17 protein-coding genes are annotated in these 23,977 nt (G+C 39.9%); 5 read left to right on the top strand and 12 right to left on the bottom strand.

All coding sequences use genetic code 11. The features are described 5' to 3' along the window. From HMPREF0669_RS08055 to HMPREF0669_RS08000, 12 genes are all read right to left on the bottom strand, one after another. On the bottom strand, positions 1-1,173 hold the full coding sequence (locus HMPREF0669_RS08055) for a dicarboxylate/amino acid:cation symporter (protein ID WP_009227964.1): 1,173 nt from the start codon (positions 1,171-1,173) through the stop codon (positions 1-3). A gap of 290 nt (positions 1,174-1,463) precedes the next feature. Continuing rightward, complete coding sequence (locus tag HMPREF0669_RS08050; RefSeq protein WP_009227965.1) at positions 1,464-2,657, bottom strand: FprA family A-type flavoprotein; 1,194 nt, start codon at positions 2,655-2,657, stop codon at positions 1,464-1,466. A gap of 5 nt (positions 2,658-2,662) precedes the next feature. Beyond that, the gene (locus tag HMPREF0669_RS08045) at positions 2,663-3,604 is read right to left on the bottom strand and encodes a carbohydrate kinase (protein WP_009227966.1); all 942 of its coding nucleotides are present in this window, start codon (positions 3,602-3,604) and stop codon (positions 2,663-2,665) included. A gap of 155 nt (positions 3,605-3,759) precedes the next feature. Then, the gene (gene ybeY / locus HMPREF0669_RS08040) at positions 3,760-4,176 is read right to left on the bottom strand and encodes an rRNA maturation RNase YbeY (protein ID WP_009227967.1); all 417 of its coding nucleotides are present in this window, start codon (positions 4,174-4,176) and stop codon (positions 3,760-3,762) included. A gap of 51 nt (positions 4,177-4,227) precedes the next feature. Continuing rightward, positions 4,228-4,665, bottom strand: coding sequence for a pantetheine-phosphate adenylyltransferase (gene coaD / locus HMPREF0669_RS08035; protein WP_009227968.1), 438 nt, complete (start codon positions 4,663-4,665; stop codon positions 4,228-4,230). Between the two features lie 206 nt (positions 4,666-4,871). Further along, on the bottom strand, positions 4,872-5,909 hold the full coding sequence (gene ruvB, locus HMPREF0669_RS08030; protein ID WP_009227969.1) for a Holliday junction branch migration DNA helicase RuvB: 1,038 nt from the start codon (positions 5,907-5,909) through the stop codon (positions 4,872-4,874). A gap of 426 nt (positions 5,910-6,335) precedes the next feature. Then, entirely contained in the window at positions 6,336-9,185 is a 2,850-nt protein-coding gene (locus HMPREF0669_RS08025; protein ID WP_009227970.1) for a pitrilysin family protein, read from the bottom strand. A gap of 115 nt (positions 9,186-9,300) precedes the next feature. After that, the gene (locus HMPREF0669_RS08020) at positions 9,301-10,629 is read right to left on the bottom strand and encodes a thioredoxin fold domain-containing protein (protein ID WP_009227971.1); all 1,329 of its coding nucleotides are present in this window, start codon (positions 10,627-10,629) and stop codon (positions 9,301-9,303) included. Positions 10,630-10,697: 68 nt separating this feature from the next. Beyond that, positions 10,698-11,159 carry a hypothetical protein gene (locus HMPREF0669_RS08015; RefSeq protein WP_009227972.1) on the bottom strand — a complete coding sequence of 154 codons (462 nt, stop codon included), beginning with the start codon at positions 11,157-11,159 and terminating at the stop codon, positions 10,698-10,700. Between the two features lie 3 nt (positions 11,160-11,162). Continuing rightward, positions 11,163-11,792 (bottom strand): hypothetical protein, encoded by a 630-nt coding sequence (locus HMPREF0669_RS08010; protein ID WP_051148219.1) that lies wholly within the window; start codon positions 11,790-11,792, stop codon positions 11,163-11,165. A gap of 35 nt (positions 11,793-11,827) precedes the next feature. Next, entirely contained in the window at positions 11,828-13,375 is a 1,548-nt protein-coding gene (locus HMPREF0669_RS08005; RefSeq protein WP_020967329.1) for a RagB/SusD family nutrient uptake outer membrane protein, read from the bottom strand. 6 nt (positions 13,376-13,381) lie between these two features. Further along, positions 13,382-16,831, bottom strand: a complete 3,450-nt coding sequence (locus tag HMPREF0669_RS08000) for a SusC/RagA family TonB-linked outer membrane protein (protein ID WP_051148218.1) — start codon at positions 16,829-16,831, stop codon at positions 13,382-13,384. 512 nt (positions 16,832-17,343) lie between these two features. Between HMPREF0669_RS08000 and HMPREF0669_RS07995 the strand changes: the two genes are divergently transcribed. The 5 genes from HMPREF0669_RS07995 (at position 17,344) to HMPREF0669_RS07975 (ending at position 23,530) form a co-directional block, all read left to right on the top strand. Continuing rightward, positions 17,344-18,660 carry a DUF2851 family protein gene (locus HMPREF0669_RS07995; RefSeq protein ID WP_009227976.1) on the top strand — a complete coding sequence of 439 codons (1,317 nt, stop codon included), beginning with the start codon at positions 17,344-17,346 and terminating at the stop codon, positions 18,658-18,660. Between the two features lie 24 nt (positions 18,661-18,684). Next, entirely contained in the window at positions 18,685-19,095 is a 411-nt protein-coding gene (locus HMPREF0669_RS07990; protein ID WP_009227977.1) for a thioesterase family protein, read from the top strand. Positions 19,096-19,126: 31 nt separating this feature from the next. Then, a complete protein-coding gene (gene dprA, locus HMPREF0669_RS07985) occupies positions 19,127-20,263 on the top strand; it encodes a DNA-processing protein DprA (protein ID WP_009227978.1) in 1,137 nt (378 codons plus the stop codon). A gap of 84 nt (positions 20,264-20,347) precedes the next feature. Further along, positions 20,348-21,349 (top strand): tRNA dihydrouridine synthase DusB, encoded by a 1,002-nt coding sequence (gene dusB / locus HMPREF0669_RS07980; protein ID WP_009227979.1) that lies wholly within the window; start codon positions 20,348-20,350, stop codon positions 21,347-21,349. Between the two features lie 255 nt (positions 21,350-21,604). Continuing rightward, positions 21,605-23,530, top strand: coding sequence for a DEAD/DEAH box helicase (locus HMPREF0669_RS07975; protein ID WP_009227980.1), 1,926 nt, complete (start codon positions 21,605-21,607; stop codon positions 23,528-23,530). Positions 23,531-23,977: the final 447 nt, after the last annotated feature.

Below are 23,977 nucleotides of genomic sequence, written 5' to 3'. Positions count from 1 at the left end.
TTATTCCTCAACTGAATTCTTTGTCACTTTCTCAACGATAAGAGCTACCGCTCCATCTCCTGTTACATTGCAGGCTGTTCCAAAGCTATCCATGGCAATATACAAGGCAATCATCAAGGCTTGAGCCTCACTATCGAAGCCAAGAACGCTGGCAAGGGGGGCTAAAGCTGCCATAATAGATCCTCCAGGAACGCCTGGTGAAGCCACCATCATGATGGATAAGAGGAGAATGAAGCCGAAAAAGAGCATAAAGTCGTGTGGCATACCATTCAAAATGCAGATAGTGAGGGCGCAAGCGGTGATCTTCATCACCGAACCCGACATGTGAATGGTGGCACAAAGGGGTACAACAAAGCCTGCAATGCCTTTCGACACGCCATTGTTCATGGTTTGTTGCAAGGTAACGGGTATGCTTGCTGCCGACGAAGAGGTACCCAATGCGGTGAAATAGGCAGGAAGCATGGTTTTAAGTAGCACGAAAGGATTTTTCTTTACGATGGTTCCAGCAATGCTAAACTGATACAATAGAATGATGATGTGTAGTGCAAAAATCACAACGATAATCTTTGCAAATACCAATATCATGTGATACACCTCGCCACTATAGGTCATATTCAAGAAAATACCGAAGATGTAGAGTGGCAAAATGGGGATAATTACGTTTCGAATAACGGCATCTACCACTTTAGAAAGGTCGCTAAACACGCCATAAAGGTTGTTTAAACGCTGCGAAGTTATACAAAGTCCGGCAATAAACGAGAACACTAAACCGCTCATTATATCGAACAATGCGGGGATATTAATGGTGAAATAAGGTTCAATGGCGGTGGCACTCTTCACCTGTTCAAATGTTTCTTTGGTGTTAATTAAGCTCGGAAAGAGCCACGAACCAACGCCATAAGAGAGCAATCCTGACAAAACGGTATCGCAATAAGCCAACAACACGGTAATTAAAAGCAACTTCTTGGCTCCTTTTCCCACATCGGCTATGGCTGGAGTAACAAGTCCTACGATAATCAAAGGTACCATAAAACCGAGGAACTGACTGAAAAGTGTATTGAAAGTGGTGAACACTCGAACTGCCTCAAGAGGCAAAACGTTTCCTAAGGCGATGCCTATTATAATCGAAATAATAATGAGTGGCAATAAACCTAACTTCTTTATTTTCATCATATCACTATATTTTTCTTTTTAATTCTTTTCCTCTTTAAATGGTGTTATGGTGTGGTTGCAACCAAGGGGATGGCTCTTTTTAAAAGAATGTCGATAGACTTGTGTGGCAAGAACCACACGCTTGCAAGCAAAATAGTGCCTCGTTGCCCTGCGAATGCAATAATATGCGTTGCGAAAAATGAATGCTCTGCGCTATTGTTGCAATGTTTTTGAGCTGTAAATACTATAATAAAAAAAGAGAAGAAAAGGTGATACGTTGCCTTATCACCTTTCTTCTCTATGCTGTTTGCTTAGCCTCTTTGTGCTATTAGATATTCTGCCATAGCTCTTCCCAATGCTTTACAACGTTCAGTTGAATCCTCATCTAAAGATTGAAGCATATCTACGGGTTCGCCTACTGGCTCAAATTTCAAATGATTTTCGTTCCATTCTGCAATCTTTCCTACAGCCTTAGAAGCCCAACCATGGTTTCCGAACCAGCCAATGGCATGGTTCTTAATGTCTCTATTGGCGATTTCGCTGAGTAAAACCTCCATTTCATGATACAAACCAGTGTTGTATGTTGGTGCACCAACAATTAAACCTCTGTATCTGAACACGTCTCTTAGAATGTAAGAGTGGTGAGTTTTAGACACATTGTATACCTTTATGTTCTTAATTCCAGCTAAAGAAGCGGCTTTTGCAATACATTCTGCCATCGATTCGGTGTGTCCATACATCGTTCCATAGCATATTACGATGCCTTCTTCAGTGTCATAGCGACTCATTCTGTCGTATTCCGCCATCACTTTCTCTTTATATTGGTGCCAAACTGGTCCATGTGTGGGGCAAATGTAATCTACTTGCTCGTTAACAAACTTCTTTAAGGCGTTTTGAACAGGTATTCCATACTTTCCAACGATGTTAGAATAGTAGCGAACCATCTCTAACCAGAACTCATCACAATTGATTTCCTCGTCGATAATACCTCCATTTAAAGCTCCAAAGCAACCAAAGCCGTCGCCAGAGAACAAGATATTGTCGGTTGTATCGAGTGTCATCATGGTCTCAGGCCAATGCACCATTGGGGTTAAAAAGAACTTTAAGTTATGCGAACCCAAGTTTAATTCAGAGCCATTCTTCACTTCTAGTTCCTTATCAGATATGCCATAGAAGCCTTTAAGCAAGTGGAATGACTTTTTATTACCCACGATTTCAACATTAGGATAATACTTTCTCATCAGTCCAAGCGAGCCACTATGGTCTGGTTCCATGTGGTTTATAACGATATAGTCAATGGGTCTGTCGCCAATAACGGCACGAATGTTGTCTAAAAACTGTGGAAAAAATGCTACGTCTACAGTGTCAATCAAACACACTTTCTCGTCTACTATCAAATAAGAGTTATACGATACGCCATCAGGTAGTGGCCATAAGCCTTCGAAAAGAGCTTTGTTTCTATCGTTAACACCTACATAATAAACGCTATTCTTTATTTCAATCATATCTATTATTTATTTAAAGTTAGATTCATTTGTGCACCAAAATCCTTTGAAATATAGTTATATATATCCTCACAGCAATTGGCTGAGAATCGAGTTGCATAGTTCACCAACTCGTTCCATTGTGTTTCTGTTAAGCCATCGCTTATCATTTGGCGGGTAATATTGTTTTTTATGAGTCCAAAAATGAAGCCTGCATTGAAGTTATCGCCTGCTCCTATTGTGCTAACTGTATTTGTTTGAACTACAGGATATTCTTTTTTGAAGTCGTTTTTGCCTCTTAACACGATATTTTCGGCACCATTTGTGTAGATAAAGTCTTTGCAATAGAATGCTATTTCGGCTTTATATACGGTGTCGGGGTTATCCTTTTTATATACAACTTCAAAGTCTTCACGACTACCTCGAACGATATCTGCATACTCAAGGTTATCAATTAGATTGGGAGTAATCTTCATTACCTCGTTACGATGCGAGCTTCTGTAATTCACATCGTAATAAATTATCGCCCCATTGTTGCGTGCATGCTCTAAAAGAGCAATCACTTGATGATGTATTGTGGGGTTTACGGCATAGAAAGAACCAAATATTACGATGTCATCTGGTGCTATTTCTGGGAAAGAAAAATCGAGTTGATCGTGTGGTTGATTCTTATAAAAGATGTATTCTGCATCGTTTTGCTCATCGAGAAAAGCCAATGACACAGACGATTTGCTATCGGGAAAACTACTAATATTATTGATGTTTACACCATTATCTTGCAAAAAGTGTTTTATTGTCATCCCTACTCTATCGTTACCTATCTCACTTATGAAGTTACAAGATATGCCCGAACGACCTAAAGAGATAAGTGCATTGAACGTAGAACCACCTGGAACCGCCGCAATTGGTTGTTCATTTCTAAATATAATGTCGAGACCCGACTCGCCAATTCCTATTACTTTACGCATAAATATCTTCGAAGATGAAATGCAAAGTTCCGAAATTATCGGCACATTACAAAGCAATCGTTATTTATTTTAACGAAAAAATCTGTTTAATCTATTTCTATTATTTTCTATCCTATATGGTATTGTGCCACAAGAAACACTTCTTAGTCTTGCTCCTACTGCTTTCTTAAAGCCAAAGCTTTATTCTCTGCAGCCTCCATAATTTCTCTTTCGCCAGGACCTTTGTCGTTTATTCCTATTAAATGGAGCACTCCATGAATAATAACTCGATAGAGTTCTTCTTCGTAAGTCTTTCCAAATAGCTCTGCATTGGTGCGCACTGTGTCGAGAGAAATCACCAAATCGCCATTCAATTCATCGTTTTCACAATAGTCGAAAGTGATGATATCGGTATAATAGTCGTGCTGAAGATATTCTCTATTCACCTCTAATATCTTTTCATCATCAACGAACATATAACCAATGTCGCCCACTTTTTTGCCATAGCTTTGTGCCACTTGTTTAATCCAAGCAGTGGTTTCTCTTTTTTTTATCTTAGGCATTTTCACCTTTTCGCTGTTATATGTTATCATATATCTTGTTTTTATGCGTTGTAACTATGGGTTGATTTCGTTTGCATTGCATTATATCATCATGTCAGAAACATCTCTACCAAAGTGGATAAGCTCTCGAACAATGCTCGAAGAGATGCTTTCGAATTGTGGATCTGAGCATAAAAAGAGGGTTTCTATGCCCCCTATTTTTTTGTTTATTTCGGCTTGTTGACGTTCATATTCAAAGTCTTTAAAGCTTCGAACGCCTTTAATAATAACGTTTGCGCCTACTCTTTGTGCCACATCTACGGTTAAATCGCTATACGACACCACTTCTATTTTAGGCTCATTGGCATAGTGTTTTTCAATACGTTCAACACGTTCTTCAATGCTAAACATACCTTTTTTGTGTTCGTTGTGCCCCACTGCAATGACGATAGCATCGAAAAGGGGGAGCGCACGTTGCACTATCGAGTCGTGTCCGATGGTGAATGGGTCGAAACTTCCTGTAAAAATAGCTTTTGTCATATTATCTATTCAAAGATTTTTCTTTATCTATTTCAAAGCGTCTTTCTATCTTTTCTAAAGTAGATGCAAATAGAAATCAAATGAAGATGCACCTTGCTGAGAACGAACGAGAGAGAGATGCTGTTGCACACAGAAGGAGATTTAAAGTGAGATAAACCCCCTTTTGTCGTTGCAAGCAACGTTATAAGCAGTTCAAAGGGGGCGAATTACTCGTCGAACAAGCCTGCTTCGCTACCCAAACCGCTGAACATTTTGCGACCAAAGTGCCTGTATGCCAATTCGGTTGCCATGCGTCCACGAGGCGTACGTTTGATAAATCCCTCCATAATGAGGAAGGGTTCGTACACTTCTTCAACCGTTCCAGAGTCTTCTCCGATAGCTGTTGCAATGGTAGACACTCCCACTGGACCGCCTTTGAACTTGTCGATGATGGTCAATAAGATCTTATTATCGATTTCGTCTAATCCATATTGGTCGATATTTAGTGCGCTCAAAGCATATTGAGCAATGTCGATATTGATGCGTCCGCTACCCTTCACCTGTGCAAAGTCTCTCACTCTTCGAAGTAAGGCGTTAGCAATACGAGGCGTACCACGTGATCTTCCTGCTATTTCTGCAGCAGCATCGTCGTCGATAGGCACTCGTATAATCGATGCAGAGCGTTTGATGATGCGTGCAATAGTGTCGTTATCGTAATACTCGAGATGCAGATTTATACCAAAACGAGCACGCAATGGAGCTGTTAATAAACCGCTTCGGGTGGTTGCTCCAACAAGTGTAAAGGGGTTAAGATCAATCTGAATGCTTCGTGCCGATGGACCTTTATCGATCATAATATCTATTCGATAGTCTTCCATTGCAGAGTAGAGATATTCTTCTACCACTGCCGATAGTCGGTGAATTTCGTCGATAAACAACACATCATTAGGCTCGAGTGAGGTCAAAATACCTGCCAAATCGCCTGGTTTGTCGAGCACTGGTCCACTGGTTATTTTGAAACCCACACCCAACTCGTTAGCAATGATGTTGCTAAGGGTAGTTTTTCCAAGTCCGGGAGGACCGTGAAGAAGAGTATGATCTAATGGTTCTCCACGATATTTTGCAGCCTCTACGAATATTTGAAGATTGTCTACAACCTTTTGTTGACCACTAAAATCGGCAAATTTCGGTGGTCGTAACGCATTCTCAAAATCCTTTTCTGCTGGTGAATACTTTTCTTCTCTGATATCAAACTCTTCTGTCATGCTACAAAGATAGTGCAAAATTTTGATTAAGACCATCAAAACAACAAGTTTTTAGCCTTGCCATTGCACCCCAAGAACTTGCTCAACACCATGCCTTTGAATGCCCTTTACACCGCCTTTCTGCACATACATCCAACAAGCGCAATGCTTTTACCTACCAATAGCAATGCTTTTGCCCCTCAATTGCAACGCTTTTGCTCATCAATATCAATGCTTTTACAAACGGGTGTTTTTGCGATAGTTGAACAAGGGATGAGAAATAGGAAAATAAAGGGAGCACAATAGGCGAAGAAGCGATATCTTAGAAGTAGACAAGAAGGCTATAAAAGAAAAACGATGCACCTCTTTTCGTTGAAAGAAATGCACCGTTATATGTTGTTTAATTGGTTCTGAAATGAACCGAGTTCTATGCCAATGAGGGGTGTTTTACTTTTCCCATTGTTTCTTTTCTGGGTCGATTGCCTTCACAACAATCTCTCTGTGCTTGGCATTATCGAACACCTTAGTTGCAACTGCGGCAATGTCTTGAGGGGTTAGCTTATTAAACACTGGCTCAACGGCATTGCTTTCTTGTGGTGTTAGCTGCTCGCCTGTTTCTGCATATACGTTTAATAAACCTAACCAAAGCGATGGATTAAGAGCCGATTGTGGGTCGCCTTCGCTCTCTTCGTCTACTGCAAGTGGAACAAGAGCTGCCTTAAACTCATCTATTGAGAAGCGTTGTTGCTTGATATCGTTAAGAATGCTGTACATTTTTGCTAACACCTTGTCTACTTCAGGACGTGAGGTTGAAAGGTGAATGCTGATGTTTTCTGCCGTAGCTGGTTGCGAAGTGTAACTGGTTTTCACACCAACAGTGTAGGTAAGGTGTTCTTTCTCTCGCAATTCTTCAAAGTAACGGCTTTCTAAAATAGAACGCATCACCTCTAAAGCTGCTTGCTCTTTGTCGGTGAGTTTTACGTTATTGAGATAAGAAACCTCTATTTCTGCCATGTCACCATCGAGATCTGTAACGAAAGTATGCTTTATTTCTTTTGCATCTGAAGCGAAATCGAGTGACTGAACCTTTGGTTTTTGAACGCTTGCATCGCCCTTTAACGAGCCAATATATTTCAACACAAGTTCTTTTGCGGTGCTTTCTGGCACGTCGCCCACTAAACAATAAGTGAAGAGAGCTGCGTTACCGAAGTTTTTATCGAATGTTGCAGGTAACTCGCTCCATTGCATTTGATCGAAGAAAGCTTCGTTTTGCACTGGATTAGCTGCGCTTGGTGGGAAAAGAAGCATTTGAATTGAATCTTGAATGGCTTCCATTCCTGCTGTACTTTTGTTGTTATAGAGGTACTTACTGCGTTGAACATACTTATCGAAGACGCTCTTTGAGAAGTTGTGCTTGGTTAAAATGAGGTGCACATAAGCCAAAAAGTCGCCTAATTGTGTTGCCGATGTGTTGCCACCGATGCCATTCGAATAGTCTTCGAGTGCCAAAGAAAGATCGAAGTCTTTGTTTTGTAGCCACGCAGCAAGGTCGTTTCTACTATATTTATACACGCCCGACTGCATCAACAAACCACGCATTGCGGTGTAGTTGGCAAAATGTTGTGGAGCAACAACAGAGCGACCGCCTTCTGAAGAGGCTGCAAAGAACACACGTCCCTTTGCTTCTGGAAGATACTTATACAACACTCGTGCGCCATTGCTTAGCTTCCATTCTTTTGCATTCAATTCTTTTAGTTGCTTTTCAGACACTATTTTGCCCGAAGTGAGTGGGAAATCGATGAGTTGAGTGATGTTTTGAGTATCTGAAAAGAGTTCTGCTTTTTGTCCGTTGCTTGTCTTCAAAGCCTCGACAAAGTTGTTTTCAGTGAGTGAAAGTTCATTGGCTTTCTTTGAATAAGTGATAAACGAGAGGTTATCATTATTCAAAAGATGGTGCATCCACGCATTGATATCTTCTACTTCTAACTCTACTAACGACTCGATATTGCGCTGAATTTGTGCTCTAAAATCAATTATTGGAGTGTTGTATAAAAAGTTTTGCTTAAAGAGATTCATGATATTATCGGGCGTTCCCAAGCCTTTTGCCTCTAAAACGTCTTTCATTCCCTTATACATTGCCGACTTTTCAGCTTCGAATTCACTCTTTCCAAATCCTTTATCACGCAAAGCTCCACGCACATTCATGATCTGTTGCAATGCTTCTTGCGCCTTGTTGTTATAAGGAACTACGTCCCAAGCCACTTGATATTGATTTCTTACCAAAGCAGAAAGACTCACTTCTGCTGCGATAAAAGCCTCTTTATCGGCATTTTTAATCATTGCAAAGCGACGAGGAGCAAGCTTATTGAACATCTGTGTGAAGAGAAAGAAGCGCAAACGGTCTTCTTCTGGCATGTTACCTTTCATCTCTTTGCGTTGGTAAACGCCCAAAGAAGCCTCTTTATTTTCTTTATCTACAAAGCTATAAAATAAGGGATTGCTATTGTTCTCGATAGCTCTTGGATCGGTTGATGATGTTGATGCAACCTTAGAAGGAAGTGAACCAAAGATGCGTTTCACTTGTTTTTCGGTTTCATCTAAATTGACATCACCAATAATAGCTACAAACTGAAGATTGGGACGATACCATTTATCGTAGAACGCACGCAACTCTTTTGCTGTGAAAGCTTTGATGCGAGCCTCTGAACCGATTACATTGCGGGTTGCATAACGTGAATGATTGTAAACAACATTAGCTATGCTATCGGTTAATCGGCGTTGAAGTCCTGCACGATGTCGCCATTCTTCTAACACAATACCACGTTCTTTTTCAACGTCTTTAGGCAATATTTTAATGCCATGACACCAATCTTTAAGCACCAACAGCATCTTTTCGTTGAGCTTTGCATCGTTGGTGGGAACGTTATGAACGGCATATTTAGTTTCGTCTAAGCCTGTGTAAGCCTCAAAGTCGTGTAGATTGTTTTGACGAAGAAATGACATCACACCTTCAGAAAAATGATCTGTGGTGTTAAATGCTAAGTGTTCGAGGAAGTGAGCCAATCCTGTTTCGTTGTTTTCTTCGAGCACTGCGCCCACGTTTTGATAAAGATAATATTGTGCTTCGCCTGGAATACTGCCGTCGTTATATATATAATAGGTTAAACCATTGGGCAACTTACCTTGTCGAAGGACGTTGCTTTGCGCCCAAAGGCATTGGGGCAATAGACTAACAAAAAGCAAAACACCTGCTAAAAGCCAATGGTTTGCCAAATGAAATGTGTGTTGTTTATTCATAAACAAAAGGATATTGAGAAAAAAGAAACGAGCCAATTAAAAAGAATAACATTATAATGTTAATACTGTTCGATATAAAAAAGAACGCTTTTAATTGGCTCGTTAATCTTAAAAATTATTTTTCGAGTAAGTCAAGAGTAGCAAGTTTCTGCTTAATAGCACCTTGAACCATTGCTTGTGGCATTTCCATATTCTCCATTCTGAGCGACTCTGCGAAGCCTTGGTTATAGTATTCACGAGCCTTGCTGTAGTTTTTCAGCGCACGATAAGAATCGCCAATCATCACAATATAGTTCACTCTGTCCATCACTGCATCGTCTCCTTGAAGAGCTTTTGTTACCCATTGGATAGCTTGTTGATGGTCTTCGTTTTTCAAACTCTTTGCAGCTGCATTGTAAAGGTTTTGAGCTGCCTTGCCAAAGTCGGATGGTTGAGCTGCTGTTCCCATCTTTTCGAACAACTGTTGCATTGCCTTGATATACCCTTTAACGTCTTTGTTCTTATAAAGATTATACAAAGCATCGTTATAAAGCTGTGCATGCTCGTAAGAATTAACGCCTGGTTGAGCAATAATGCTATAAGCTTTTGCATAAAGACTCTTTACGTTGTTGACATATTCTTTATACTTAATGTTAGCTTCTTTAGCATAGTCTTCTGCAAAAGCATCGTTTGCTTCAACAATATAGAAAGCTGGTGCCTTGCCAAGAGCTTTGGTCCACTCGTCGATATTGCTGTTAATCATGTTCACAATACCTAACTTGTGCTCTTTATTATCTTCGCCTTCAAGAGTGAGAATGATGCGATAGTCGTTGGCATTAATAAGCTCTTTGGGATTCTTTGTTGCCACATAGTTGTGGTATATCTTTTGAATTCGAGTCACCCACTTATCTGCTTCGATACCATCTTGCGCCTGCAAGAAACTGGGAGCCTTAAGAAGTAGTTCTTGTTGAACAGCTAAGTCTTCTGGATTAGTTTTGTACTTCTTATATAAGTCGTCGAAACTTACACTCTCGCCTGCTGCAATTTGAGCCGCATCTAATAGCTCTTGCTTGTTCAAAGCACCAACATTGACCGATAAAGGCTTTCCCTCTGCATCAATAAATGCCACAGTTGGATAGGCTTCTACCTTATATTGTTTAGCTATTTCTACGTTTTCTGGCTTCTCTGCATCTATCTGTAAGCTGATGAAGTGCTTGTTGATATAATCTCCAACCTCTTCTAATGTAAACACATTCTTTGCCATTTGCTTGCAAGGAACACACCAAACAGCATAGAAATCCACGAAAAGAGCCTTGTTAGTTTTCTTTGCTTCGGCTAAAGCTTCAGCGAAACTACCATTAAAAAACACAATTCCTTTATTGCCCACAGAGGCATTATTATTTGCTGTTTGTGCCTTTGCCACCAATGAAAGGAGTGCAAATAGCATTAAAAATATCTTCTTCATATTCGTTCTTTGTGTTATATGATTCGTTTATAAACAGCCTATTCTAGGCTCATCTCTTTCTTTTCGGTTTATTCTTCATCTTGAACAATCACCTTAAAGGCATTCTTGAGAACGCTAGAATGGTCGTCGTTGTACACCTTAATACTTATAGCATATCTGCCATTCGTTAGCTTTTCGACAGCATCTTGAAAGATAAGAACAAGTCCACCCTCTACTCTTATTCTCTTTTCTTTCACTAATTGCTCGAAAGCAGTAGCGTCTCCACCGTCAGAAGTCTCTACTCCTGCAAACTCATAGTTAAGTGGATTGGTTCCAGCTACACCTTGAATGCGGGTAGATATCCATGGAGTTTTATTGATAAAACGATCGCTTTCAGTATCAAGATGACGAACAACAATCATCGAGTCTGGTGTAAATGAAGCACTAGAGGTTCGTAAATAGCCCACTTTTACCTTGCTACACGATGTGACGCAGATAGTAAGAATAGCAAAAAATGCTAATAATGTGATATTTAGAGTTCTTTTTTTCATAAATTAAAAGTCTTTTAAACTAAAGTTATAATCAAGTGAATGCACCACACCTGTAAGCGTTTGGATGTTAGAAGATGCCACATGTGAAGTTTTTGTTGTTGTACTTGAAACAAGATATATTTGCAATGGTCCTGCGTTGGGTACATTATTATAATCTTCTCTAAATGTATATATCCACAAAGGGTTGTTAGATGCCATTGTAAAGGTTTCGCCTCCTGTTCCTATTGGATTGCTCGCACCAGAAGACTTCACACCTGTTTTGAATTCATCTAACATGATTCTCTTTGGCAAGATGCTGTTAAGAATGAATGTTTTACAATCTTCTACAGGAATATCAGATACTTTTTTCAAGCCATTAGCATACAAATAGCGACGTATGCTGTGGTTGGTTATACCAAAGAAGGTGATGTCTTTGCCATAAGAACTGGTGCCTTGGAACACCGAAACCAAGTCTGCTCGCTCTGCCATAACACGCAATGAGTCCCAATTATATGGGTCGGTTTTGAAGTATTCCCACATAGTTGTTTGGTGATCTCCATTTGCTACGCCTGTATCTATTAAGTTATAATCGGTACAACTGGTTGCCATAAAGGTAGAAGCAACGAACGAAAGCGCACCAAAGAAATATTTCATACTTTTCATATTCATTTCTTTTAAATTCAAATGTATTAGTTGTAAGCTTGCCAATAAGGCTTTTCACGGAGCAAAGTGTTGGTGATGTGTCCGTCTTTATCTTGCCAAGCGTCTTTAGGAAGTGGTAAGAATAGGGCACCATTCTTGATGTCTTGTGCTGTAAGAAGGGTGAACTTACCTTGCAATTCTTCCTTAATGTAATTGTTTCGCACGATATCTGCATAGCGAGCGTCGTTCTCTCCGATGAATTCTTTCACTCTTTCGAGATATATTGCCTTCTTTAATCCATCTGTATCGTATGTAGATGGATAGGTTAAAGCACCCGCTCTTGTGCGTATTTTGTTCAAGTCTGTGGTGGCATCAGCAGTGTTTCCGAGCTTATTATAGCACTCAGCACGTAACAATATGATGTCGGCTAAACGCCAATAAACATAATCTGCGTCTACAGTTCTATAGCTTACGCCGCTTGCAGAATACTGATCGGGATCCATTATCGCCTTTCTGAACTTGTACATGATGGCATAATCAACGCCATTTATGTTATGAGCTTGGTCGAACTGATAGAAAAATGCTTGCAAACGTTGGTCTGTTGCATCAGGAAACAAATCGTTTATGGTTTGTTTGTATAGACTAAACTGCGTAGTTGTGGGCAAATCGGCTAATTGCTGATCTTCTTTTACAGGCCAACTCACGTAGTTTCGTGCAATTGTGTTAGGCGAAGTTACATTCGAAGAACGTGTTTTATCGAAGTAAAGACTAAATATTGCCTCTGGATTTGTTTTGCTTGGATCAGACAAATATTCGCATAGTGTTTCAGGACTGCTGCACAATTCGTAGTGACCTGCTTGATTATTGATAATTATCGAAGCATAATTCACAGCATTTTTATAATCCTCTTGTGCGTTACCTTGTAGCGAATACAACTCTGTTACGCTACCTCTCCAAGCATACAAGTGTGCCAATAGAGCCGCTGCTGTACCCTTAGAAGCTACCTGACGATTGGTAACTACTGCCCCATTGATATCCTTTAGGTTTTCATGAGTAGGCAACAAGTCATACGCTTTCTTTGCATGTTCAATCGCAGTGTTGAGCACTTCGCTCTGAGTTGACAAAGGATAAGGCTTAATTGCACTTGAGTTCTCAGTGATAATAGCATCTCCATAGCGTTGAGCAAGCATAAAGTATGCCAAACCTAAACCAAATTCAGCCTGTCCTTTGTGGTAGTTTTCACGCTCAGTGGTTAGACCTTGCGTTCTATAAATATTGTCTAACAATAGGTTCGACTCAAAGATTATATCGTATAAGCCTTTCCATGAATACTCACTACCAATGACTGTGCGTGGGTTCCACTCACGAACTTGAGTTCCATCTAATAGTGCATCGGCTTTAACTCCAGCCATAGCGAAGATCGCATTCTCTCCAATTGTTGTGTTTATGTAATATAGAATTGACGAAGTTGTGGTGTTTAACTCACGTTCTGTTTCGAAAGAGTTTGAATAAGTCAAACCGTTTTCTGGTAATATATCTAGATTACACGATGCAAGGGTTAACCCCATAGCACCTATAAGCAATAATTTCTTCATACTCTTTTAGAATTTTAGATTAACACCGAATGTAACTTTACGATTTAATGGATATTGTGTTCCATCATCTTTACCAGTGTAAGGATTGATAATCTCTGGGTCTAATCCAGAGTAATTGCTTAACATAAAGAGGTTTTCACCACTTAAATAAAGGTTGATGTCTTTAATAAAGAATCCCTTTAGCCATTTCTTTGGCAATTGATAGCCCACTACAAGCTGTTTAAGACGTAAGAAACTGATGTTTTCGATGTTTGAGTCTACGTTACCATCATGTTGTCCGATATAGTCTTTATCAGCATAATGAAGTGAAGGATACTTCGCATTTGTGTTGGTAGGAGTCCAGAAGTCCTTTTCATTAAAGCTGTTCATAATCACACCAAACTCTTTAGTAAAGGTATAAGCACCACCTCTATACATATTCATTACCTTTCTTCCGAGAGTGTAACTGAATAGAACATCAACATTAAAGCCTTTCCATTCGAGGTGAGAATTGATACCTCCATACACTGCTGGCAATGTACTTCCGGCATAGTAAAGGTCTTTTTCGTCGATAACACCATCAAAGTTTTGGTCTTTAATCTTTCTTCCTCCTACTCCAAGTGGGTTATTTGCCGACTGGAAGTATAGTGGCATCAACTTACCTGTTGCGTTATAATAAGTAGGAATATCCTCTTCTCTTTGCACAATTCCCTCGTCTTTATAGGTATAAATACCATAAACGGGACGTCCAAGCACCTTATCATTAAGGTCTTCTCCATTATATGTCTGTCTCAACTTGTTGCGGTTGTGGCTCAAATTCAAGCCTACCGACCAAGTAAGTTCTTTTGTTCTAATCAAATCTCCTTGTACTTCGAACTCGATACCCTCGTTAGAGATAGCAGAAGCGTTATCCCATACACGGTCTGAAAGGAAGACATTACCAGGGAGATATGCTTGCATTAATAGCTTACTTGAGTACTTATAATAGTAATCTATTTTGAATTTAAGACGATAATCGAGCAACTGAAGGTCTAAACCCAAGTCGTATTGATCGCTTTCTTCCCATGTTAGTTTTTTATTTGCCATTGATTGAGGAATCAATCCTAATGCCCCATTGAACTTTTCGCTTTCTTGCATCACACCAAGAGCAATGTATGGTTCTTGGAACTTTTGTCCTGATTTACCCCAAGATGCACGAAGTTTACCGAAACTTAGCCACCAAAGCTTTTTTAAATAAGGTTCTTCTGTAAACGCCCAACCTAGTCCAACTGATGGGAAAGTACCCCAACGCACATCTTTTCCAAACACACTTGAACCATCTGAACGTAATGATAGCTCTGCAAGGTATTTCTTCTTATAGTTATAAGCCACACGTCCAAGGAAGCTAAGCATTGCTTGCTCTTCTTTGTTTGCTAAGAAAGTTTGAGCTGCTTTAGGTGTTCCCGAACCGTCGTTGATAAGACTTGGCCAGCCTTCTCCAGGAAATTTCACCTTATTTGTTGGTCCACCCTTTGCCGAACCTGTTAGGTTTTGAAGCAAATCGTAGTTATATGTCATACCAGCTAACAACTCTAATTTCTGCTCATGAGGTAGATTTAGGTTGTAGGTAAGCAAGTTTTCGGTTTGAATACCAGTCATAGCGATGTTCGAACCTTGTGCTTCAGACAACTTGTCGTATTTCAAATAGGTTGGAGTGAAGGTATAAACACGTGTAAAGTATTGGTCTAACGAGAACGAAGAGGTAAACTTCAAGCCTTTAAGGATTTGATAGTTCAAACCTAAGCTCATTCTCATATTATAGTTAGAGTTGGTTTTATCGATATCACGTAACTGCTTAAGAGCTTCTTTTTCAGCAATACTTCCTTTACCAGGGAGCACAGTAGGGGTTCGTTTAGGATCGAAAGTAAGACCTTGAACACGTCCCATATCTGAGCCAGCCTCTTGAGTTGTGTAGGTTAAGTTAATTCTTGAGTACAAGCTTAACTTTGTAGATAGGTTGAAATCCAAGTTGGTTAACAAGCTATATCTACGGAAGTTAGAGCTAATCATGATACCAGTTTCATCGTAAACGCCACCATTTACTAGATAGCGCACATTTTCTGTACCGCCCGAAAGCTGTACGTCTGCCTTAGTAACACGTCCAACTCTGAAGGCATATTTCCACCAGTTGGTTCTATTATTATAGAAGGTGTTCAACGAGTCTTGTGCAATAGAAGGCAAACGTCTGTCTCCTTCCACCACATTACCATTTCTCCAAAGATAGTCATAAGCACCATCCCCGTCAATACTCCAGCCGTATGAGTCTTTATAAGAATTGGGGGAAACAAGTTTATCGGTGATATAATCATAGTGAGAAGTGCGTTGTTGCTTTGCCATTAGCAAGGCAATTTCTCTTTCTCCTTTACCTAAGATCTGTGTTGGAGTATTTGGTAGCCACGAAAGCGATTGCGAAACGTTGATATTCACTTCCGACTTACCAGCCTTACCCTTTTTAGTTGTAATCAAAATCACACCATTTCCTGCTCTCGAACCATACAAAGAAGCCGAAGCAGCATCTTTCAACACTTGCACACTCTCGATACTTGAGGGGTCTAAGCCCGACAATGGGTTGATACCTCCAGTGCTTTCAGACGATCCACTCGTTACAGGTACACCATCGATAACGAACAATGGTGTTCCATCGTTCACGCCTTTTTGGTTCAATGAGCTAAAACCACGAATCGTAATCTTCGATCCTCTACCACCAGGAGAGCCCGAAAGGTTGGTAATATCCACACCAGCTACACGACCTTGAAGAAGGTTTTCTACACTGGGTGAGGGTGTTTTTTGTAGGTCTTCGGCTTTAACTGAACCAATTGCACCCACTTGTTCACGTGTATTTCGTTTACCATAAGCAATAACCGACACCTCGCCCACCATATAAGCCGATGAAGGAAGGGTTATTGTTAAATGTTTATTGGTGTCGTATTTAAGCGTTTTTGTTTCATAACCAACGCTCGATATGGTTACATCACCATGTTCTTTATCTACAAGAAGTGTAAAGTTACCATCCATGTCGGCACTTGTTCCTATCGAAGTACCTTTAATTTGCACTGTAGCAAGTGGAACACCTCCACCATCTTTATCTTTTACAAAGCCTTTAAGGGTGTATTTACCTGCTGTGTTCTTTTGCATTTTGAACACATTAATAGCTTTTCCATCTACATTATAGGTAAAAGATGTACCTTTCAAAACGCTTTGAACAGCACTCAATTCATCCACATTATCAAATGATATTGTTAGAGTTAATGAGTCGTTCTTCACATCATCGGTATAATTCACCTTGTATTCGCCTTTACTAGATAAGAAATCTAAGATGTAAGCAACGCTCTTTTCTTTAAAAGAGATAGAGAAATTTTTGTTTAATACTTGTGCTCCTGCATTCAAAGAATGAGAAAAAAATAGGAGGACAGCATTAAATAAAAACAAGAAAAACATTTTTCTTGTTTGGCTTGATGCACTCTTTCTTGTCATTAATGATTATTTTTTTTGTTACGAAATCTTGATTTATCTTATGGTATCACTACAGAAAGATAAACAAAAAAACTCCTTGAGTATTTAAAATTCTCGCATGCAAAAATACAAAAAAACTATAATATCATATTATTTTAATATGGATTTGTTCAAAATAATTATTTTTTTAACGTCTAACCAGTATGATTATAGAAATAAATACAGACTTTTTTTGATATTCTATTTTTTTATATACAAAATCACATCTTTTTTATTGATCTTCAAAAGCAATGATTTTACCTCTCAATTGCATTGTTTTTACAATCTAAAAGGACTGCTTTTGAAACACAATATCAATGCTTTTCAAAAACAAAGGGTTAATAGCCTCTACACAAAGACTTTACTCATTTATTTCATTACCAAAGGTTCTCGTTCTTTTCTATTGCATAACAAATAAAAAATAATTAACTTTGTAACATTCAAACTACGTCTTAACCATGGAACAACTGCTACACTACATTTGGAAAAACAAACTATTTTCGCTCTCAAAGTTCGTTACAACAGAGGGCAAAAACGTTGAAATAATCGATCAAGGGAGGTATAACACTAACGCTGGTCCCGACTTTTTCAATGCGAAAATACGAATCGACAACACCGAATGGGTGGGCAATGTAGAGATTCATTGCAAGGCTTCAGAATGGTTTTTGCATCATCACGACACCGATGAACGCTACGATAACGTCATTCTTCATGTATGTGCAGAGATTGACACCACTGCCATAACGAGCAAAGGACGACAATTAGAACAAATAAAGCTTACCATTCCGCCTCAAATAGAGACCTCTTATCAAAAGTTAATCAAGCCCAACACACAGCAACCGCCATGCTATCTGCATGCTGCCAACATGCCTAAAATTAAGCAAAGAGCGTGGCTTTGCGCATTGCAAACTGAGCGATTGGAACGCAAAACAAAGGCTATTTTTGAACGACTCGACAAGTGTAACAGCTCGTGGGAGCAGGTTTTCTTCGTAACCCTTGCACGAAATTTCGGCTTTGGAATCAACAATAACGCCTTCGAAGAATGGGCTTTCAATGTGCCATTGCACGCAATAGATCACCATCGAGACGACTTGTTGCAGGTTGAGGCATTGTTTTTAGGACTTGCGGGCTTGTTAGATAAAAGTCAGATGAATGAAGTTCAGAGCCAAAAGATAGCAAACGACCCTTATTTCACAAGACTCGAGCAAGAGTATAACTATCTTTCGCACAAGTTTTCTCTGTCTTCTATGAGGGCTTCGCAGTGGAGATTTTTACGTCTTCGACCACAAAATTTCCCCCATCTACGCATCGCTCAGCTAGCAAGTCTATATCATCTGCGACAAATAGGTTGGCGAGCCATTCTCGAAAACAAAGACATTGTCTCTATTCAAAAGATGTTTTGCTTTGAAACAAGCAACTATTGGCAACATCACTACACGTTCGGAACACACTCGAAAAAGACTTCTAAACAGCTAACAAAAGGCTCGATAGAACTTATTATCATCAACACCATCGTGCCTTTGCTGTTCGCTTATGGCAAATATAGCAACAAAGCGCAGTTGTGCAACGATGCAATTGAATTGTGGGAACAGCTTCAACCAGAACAAAACCACATCATTACGCACTGGGAAAAAAGTGGTTTTAAGATCGAATCGGCAGGCGATACTCAGGCTCTTCTTCAGCTAAACAACGAGTATTGCACAAAGAAAGACTGCTTGAGATGCCGTTTTGGATTCGATTTTTTGCGCTCTTGCACGACAAGCAACAATAAGTGAGATATAAATTTAAATAAGATAAAAATGGAATATGTATTTACAATGAAGATGAGCGTTCGTGACTATGAATGCGACTTGCAGGGTATTGTGAACAATGCTAACTATCTTCACTACATAGAACACACACGACACGAATTCTTAAAACATGCTGGTGCAAACTTTACAGAGCTTCATAACAATGGAATCGATGCTGTTGTGGCTCGCATGAACCTACAATATAAAACACCATTGCGCAGCAACGACACTTTCGAATCGTGCCTCAACCTCACTAAAGAGGGTATTCGTTACACTTTTCATCAAGACATTTACAATGCCACTACACGACAATTGTGCTTTAGAGCCAGTGTAGACGTGGCTTGCATCATTAACAATCGTCTTGGAAGGAGTGAGGAATTAGATGCTATTCTTGAGCCGTTCTTGCTCAAAAAAACATAAAATCAACCTTCAAGCCCCACCCCACCTTAAAATGAAAGCTACACCTCAAGAAATAATCAACGCCATAGCAGTGAGCAAGATGGGCTTTTACAAGCTGTCTGAAACGCTCGAAATACTACAAAAACTGGGCTCGGCAACTGCCATCATAGAACATCGAAACAATATAAAAGATGTGCTCCCCGATGCCTCGGACAAACTGATTGAAACGCTTAAAAATGCTGATCGTGTCTTAATTCAAGCCGAGCAAGAATTCTCTTGGGCGCAAAACAATGGTGTAGAGGTGCTTTGCTGGGGCGACGAACGATATCCACAACGATTAAAAGAATGCGTAGATGCACCATTAACCCTTTTCTATAAAGGATCGGCAAACCTCAATAAGCAACGCATTATATCGATTGTGGGAACAAGAAAATGCACGCATTATGGGCAAGACCTCATTAAACATCTAATAATGGAATTGCAAAGGCTCTGTCCCGACGTGCTTATTGTGAGCGGTTTGGCTTATGGTGTAGACATCAATGCACATCGCATGGCTCTCGATTATCATTTTGAAACGGTTGGAGTGTTGGCTCATGGACTCGATTACCTATACCCTCACGCTCATAAAGAAACGGCATTGCAAATGCTTTCGCATGGAGGATTGCTCACAGAGTATTGCACCAACACGAAAGCCGACAAGATGAATTTTGTGAGAAGAAATCGAATTGTGGCTGGAATGTGCGATGCTTGTATCTTAGTGGAGAGTGCTTTGAAGGGCGGAGGCTTGATAACTGCAGGTATTGCGAAGGACTATTCGAGAGATGTTTTTGCCTTTCCTGGGGCAGTAGGTGCCCCTTATAGCGAAGGGTGCAACGCTCTTATTGCTCAAAATGGGGCGGCTCTCATCACTTCGGCTAACGACTTGGTGGTAAATATGAATTGGGAGAACATCTCATTGCTCAACAAAGCAAAAGAAAAAGGTATTGAACGAGAATTGTTTCCCACACTCAATGCCGACGAACAAAAGGTGGTTGACATTCTAAAAAAACACAACAACCTACAAATAAATATACTCCTTGCACAAACAGACCTATCCATTGGTAAACTATCGGCAGTGCTCTTCGAACTAGAAATGAAAGGTATTGTGAGGGCAATGGCAGGCGGAAGCTATCATTTATTAATGTTATAGTCCACCACACAAAAAGACATTTAAGGATAACCAATAATATATCAACAAAAAGGGCGATGGCTCTTACACACGAATAAATTAACAATGAAGATAAGAAATATAGACCTTGGCGAGAAACCTTTGTTCCTTGCGCCAATGGAAGACGTAACAGATATAGGCTTTCGAATGCTTTGTAAGCGTTTCGGAGCAGCGATGGTATATACCGAATTCGTTAGTGCTGAAGCATTAGTGCGCAACATAAAATCTACCATCAACAAGCTTTCTATTGCAGATAGCGAACGACCTGTGGGCATTCAGATATATGGTCGTGATGTAGAATCGATGGTAGAGGCGGCCAAAATCGTTGAACAGGTGTCGCCAGATGTTATCGATTTGAACTTTGGTTGCCCTGTTAAGAAGGTGGCAAGCAAAGGAGCTGGATCGGGAATGTTGCGCAATATACCCCTTATGTTAGACATTACGAGAGAGGTTGTCAAAGCAGTTAAAACGCCTGTAACGGTAAAAACCCGCCTAGGTTGGGACAGCGAGAACTTGGTTATCACAACTCTTGCCGAACAATTACAAGATTGTGGTATCGAAGCCCTAACCATTCACGGCCGAACAAGGGCGCAAATGTACACGGGAAATGCCGACTGGTCGCTTATAAAAGAGGTGAAAGACAATCCCAGAATTCATATCCCTATCATCGGAAATGGTGACATCACCACTGCCGAAGAGGCGAAAATGGCTTTCGAACAATATGGCGTTGACGCTGTAATGGTGGGTAGAGCTACCTTTGGACGCCCATGGGTGTTTAAGGAAATGAATGAGTTGATTCAAGGAATTGATGGCACGAACACGGCTCTTACTATCGACGACAAAATCGATATCTTAAAAGAACAACTCGAAATAAATGTCGAAAAGATCGACGAATATCGTGGAATACTTCACACTCGACGTCATCTTGCATCAAGTCCGATATTCAAAGGCATTCCAGACTTTAAGCAAACCCGCATCGCTATGCTAAGAGCTAACACTGTAAACGAGCTTAACTCGATATTAGAAGACTGCCGTGTGCGCCTAAAAAGCATCGCACCAATAGAATAATCAGAAGCCCCTTGCCCAATGACTTGAGCATAGGGCGATTGAAAAATAAATTGCAAAGGTTCGAGAAAAAGCACGTTTTCTGTATTATTTTTATTACCTTTGCACCCGATAAAGGCTTCAACCCACTCGTTGCAAGTGAGCAGAGATGGCGTTGAAGCCTTTGTTTTAATAGAAAGTTGAGCATATATGGTGTCATTATTGTGACGGGGACACACAAGATGCTCAAATAATTTTAATCATAAAAAAAAAGAAAAATTGAAGACATTTGAAATGTTAGGCATTAGCGAAGAGATTCGCCAAGCCATCGAAGAATTAGGTTTTGAGCATCCAACACCTGTACAAGAAGAAGTTATTCCATATTTATTAGGAGAAGGTAACGATGTTATTGCACTTGCACAAACAGGAACTGGCAAAACAGCAGCATACGGTTTACCACTCATTCAAAAAGTTAATCCACAACAAAAGCACACTCAAGCACTCATATTATCACCTACTCGTGAGCTATGTTTGCAGATTTCTGACAGCTTAAGCGACTTTTCTAAATATATCAAAGGCTTAACTGTGGTGCCTGTTTATGGTGGTACATCTATTGAAACACAAATTAAAGCACTTAAAAAAGGTACTCAAATAATTGTAGCAACACCAGGACGACTCATCGATTTGATTCATCGTGGGGTGGCAAAGCTCGAAAATGTAACCAATGTTGTGCTAGATGAAGCCGATGAAATGTTGAATATGGGTTTCTCTGAAAGCATTAACGAAATTTTAGAGTGTGTTCCTAAAGATAGAAACACTTTGCTTTTCTCGGCTACAATGAGTAAAGAAATAGAGCGAATTGCACGCAATTATCTCACCAACCACAAGGAAATAGTTGTAGGAAGCCGTAACGAAGGAGCCGAAAGTGTTAATCATATCTACTATATGGTGAACGCAAAGGACAAATATCTTGCACTAAAGCGCATCGTAGACTATTATCCAAGCATCTTTGCAATTATCTTCTGTCGCACAAAACGTGAAACTCAAGAGATTGCCGACAAGCTTATTCACGATGGATACAACGCTGAAGCACTGCACGGAGACCTCTCTCAACAACAAAGAGACCTCACTATGCAGAAATTTAGAAAGCATACAACGCAGTTTCTCGTTGCAACCGACGTGGCAGCACGTGGCTTAGACGTTGATGATCTTACACATGTTATCAACTTTGGATTGCCCGATGACATCGAAAGTTACACTCACCGAAGCGGAAGAACAGGTAGAGCAGGTAAGAAAGGTACATCTATTTCGATTATGCACACCCGTGAACGCAGTAAGATGCACGCCATTGAAAAGGTGATTAGCAAAGCTTTCGTTGAAGGAGAAATACCCGATGCAAAGGCAATATGCAGCAAACAGCTTTACAAGGTGATGGACCAAATATTGAAAGCAGACGTGAACGAGGAAGAAATCGCACCTTTCTTGTCGGAAATCAATCGTCACTTTGAATACGTAGACAAAGAAGATATCATCAAAAAGATTGTTAGTATGGAGTTTGGTAAATTCCTTGAATACTATGCTAACGCTCCTATTATCGAGAAACCAAGTAGAGGAAGAGGCGAAGACCGAGGCTCGAAAGGCAACAGAAGAGATGGTAGTGGACAACGAAGAAGTGGCGAACGCCGTGCACCTCGTGCAGTAGAGTCGGGATTTAAGCGTCTTTTCATCAACCTAGGAAAGGCCGATGGCTTCTATCCAGGCGAGATAATGCAATTCATCAACAAAAATGTTAAGGGCAGACAACAAGTTGGTCACATCGATCTTCTCGACAAAATATCTTACATTGAGGTTCCTGAAAGAGACGCAAACAAGGTGATGAAGGCTCTAAGCGGAAGCATTTACAAGAATAGAGAGGTTCGTTGTAACGACGCAGAAGAAGGATCTAACGGCAAAAAAGGACGCTCAACTGGTGGCAGAAATGCAGGTGGCGACTCGGACAATAGATACGAAAAACGCTCAAGACAACGCAATTCAAATGGCGAAAGACGTCAAGGCGGAAGAAACTCTAAAGGTTATAACACTGAAAGAGGCGAAGAATTGGGCGACTGGCGTCAGTTCTTTAACGAGAAAAAGGTGAACCTAAGAGGTGAAGAACCAGACTTTAGCGAGGATGGTTGGGCACGTCGTAAACCTAAAAAGAAATAATATTATCCTTAACAACAATCCTATTAGGCATTTAAATCCCCCGTGATTTAAATGCCTTTTTTGTTTCCTTTCAACTCTGAATAATGTTATAATAATCACATATTATCAACTTGGGAATAAACACAATAGCCAAACAATATATGTAACGTAAGAAAAATCATTAGATAAAATATAAATAACAAATAATGTCAATTGAAATTTATGACTTATATTTGCAGGGGAAATTCACAATTCTAGATTAATACCAAAAAAAACAAATGAACAAAAAGAATGCGAACTTTCGTATTCTATGCCTCACACGCCCACCTTAAACTTTTAAATCATGAAAGATAAATTTAAGATTACCCAGCACTTTGCCACAATTATTATATTTTTTGAATGATATGTGCAAGAATCCTTAGCCCTAAAAAGTTAATTTTGCAAACAAAGAATTGAATTAACTTCATA

It is taken from the genome of Prevotella sp. oral taxon 299 str. F0039 (assembly GCF_000163055.2).
In the GTDB taxonomy this organism is placed as follows: domain Bacteria; phylum Bacteroidota; class Bacteroidia; order Bacteroidales; family Bacteroidaceae; genus Prevotella.
The sequence above is the reverse complement of the archived record's forward strand: the minus strand, read 5'-3'. Positions and strand labels throughout refer to the sequence as shown.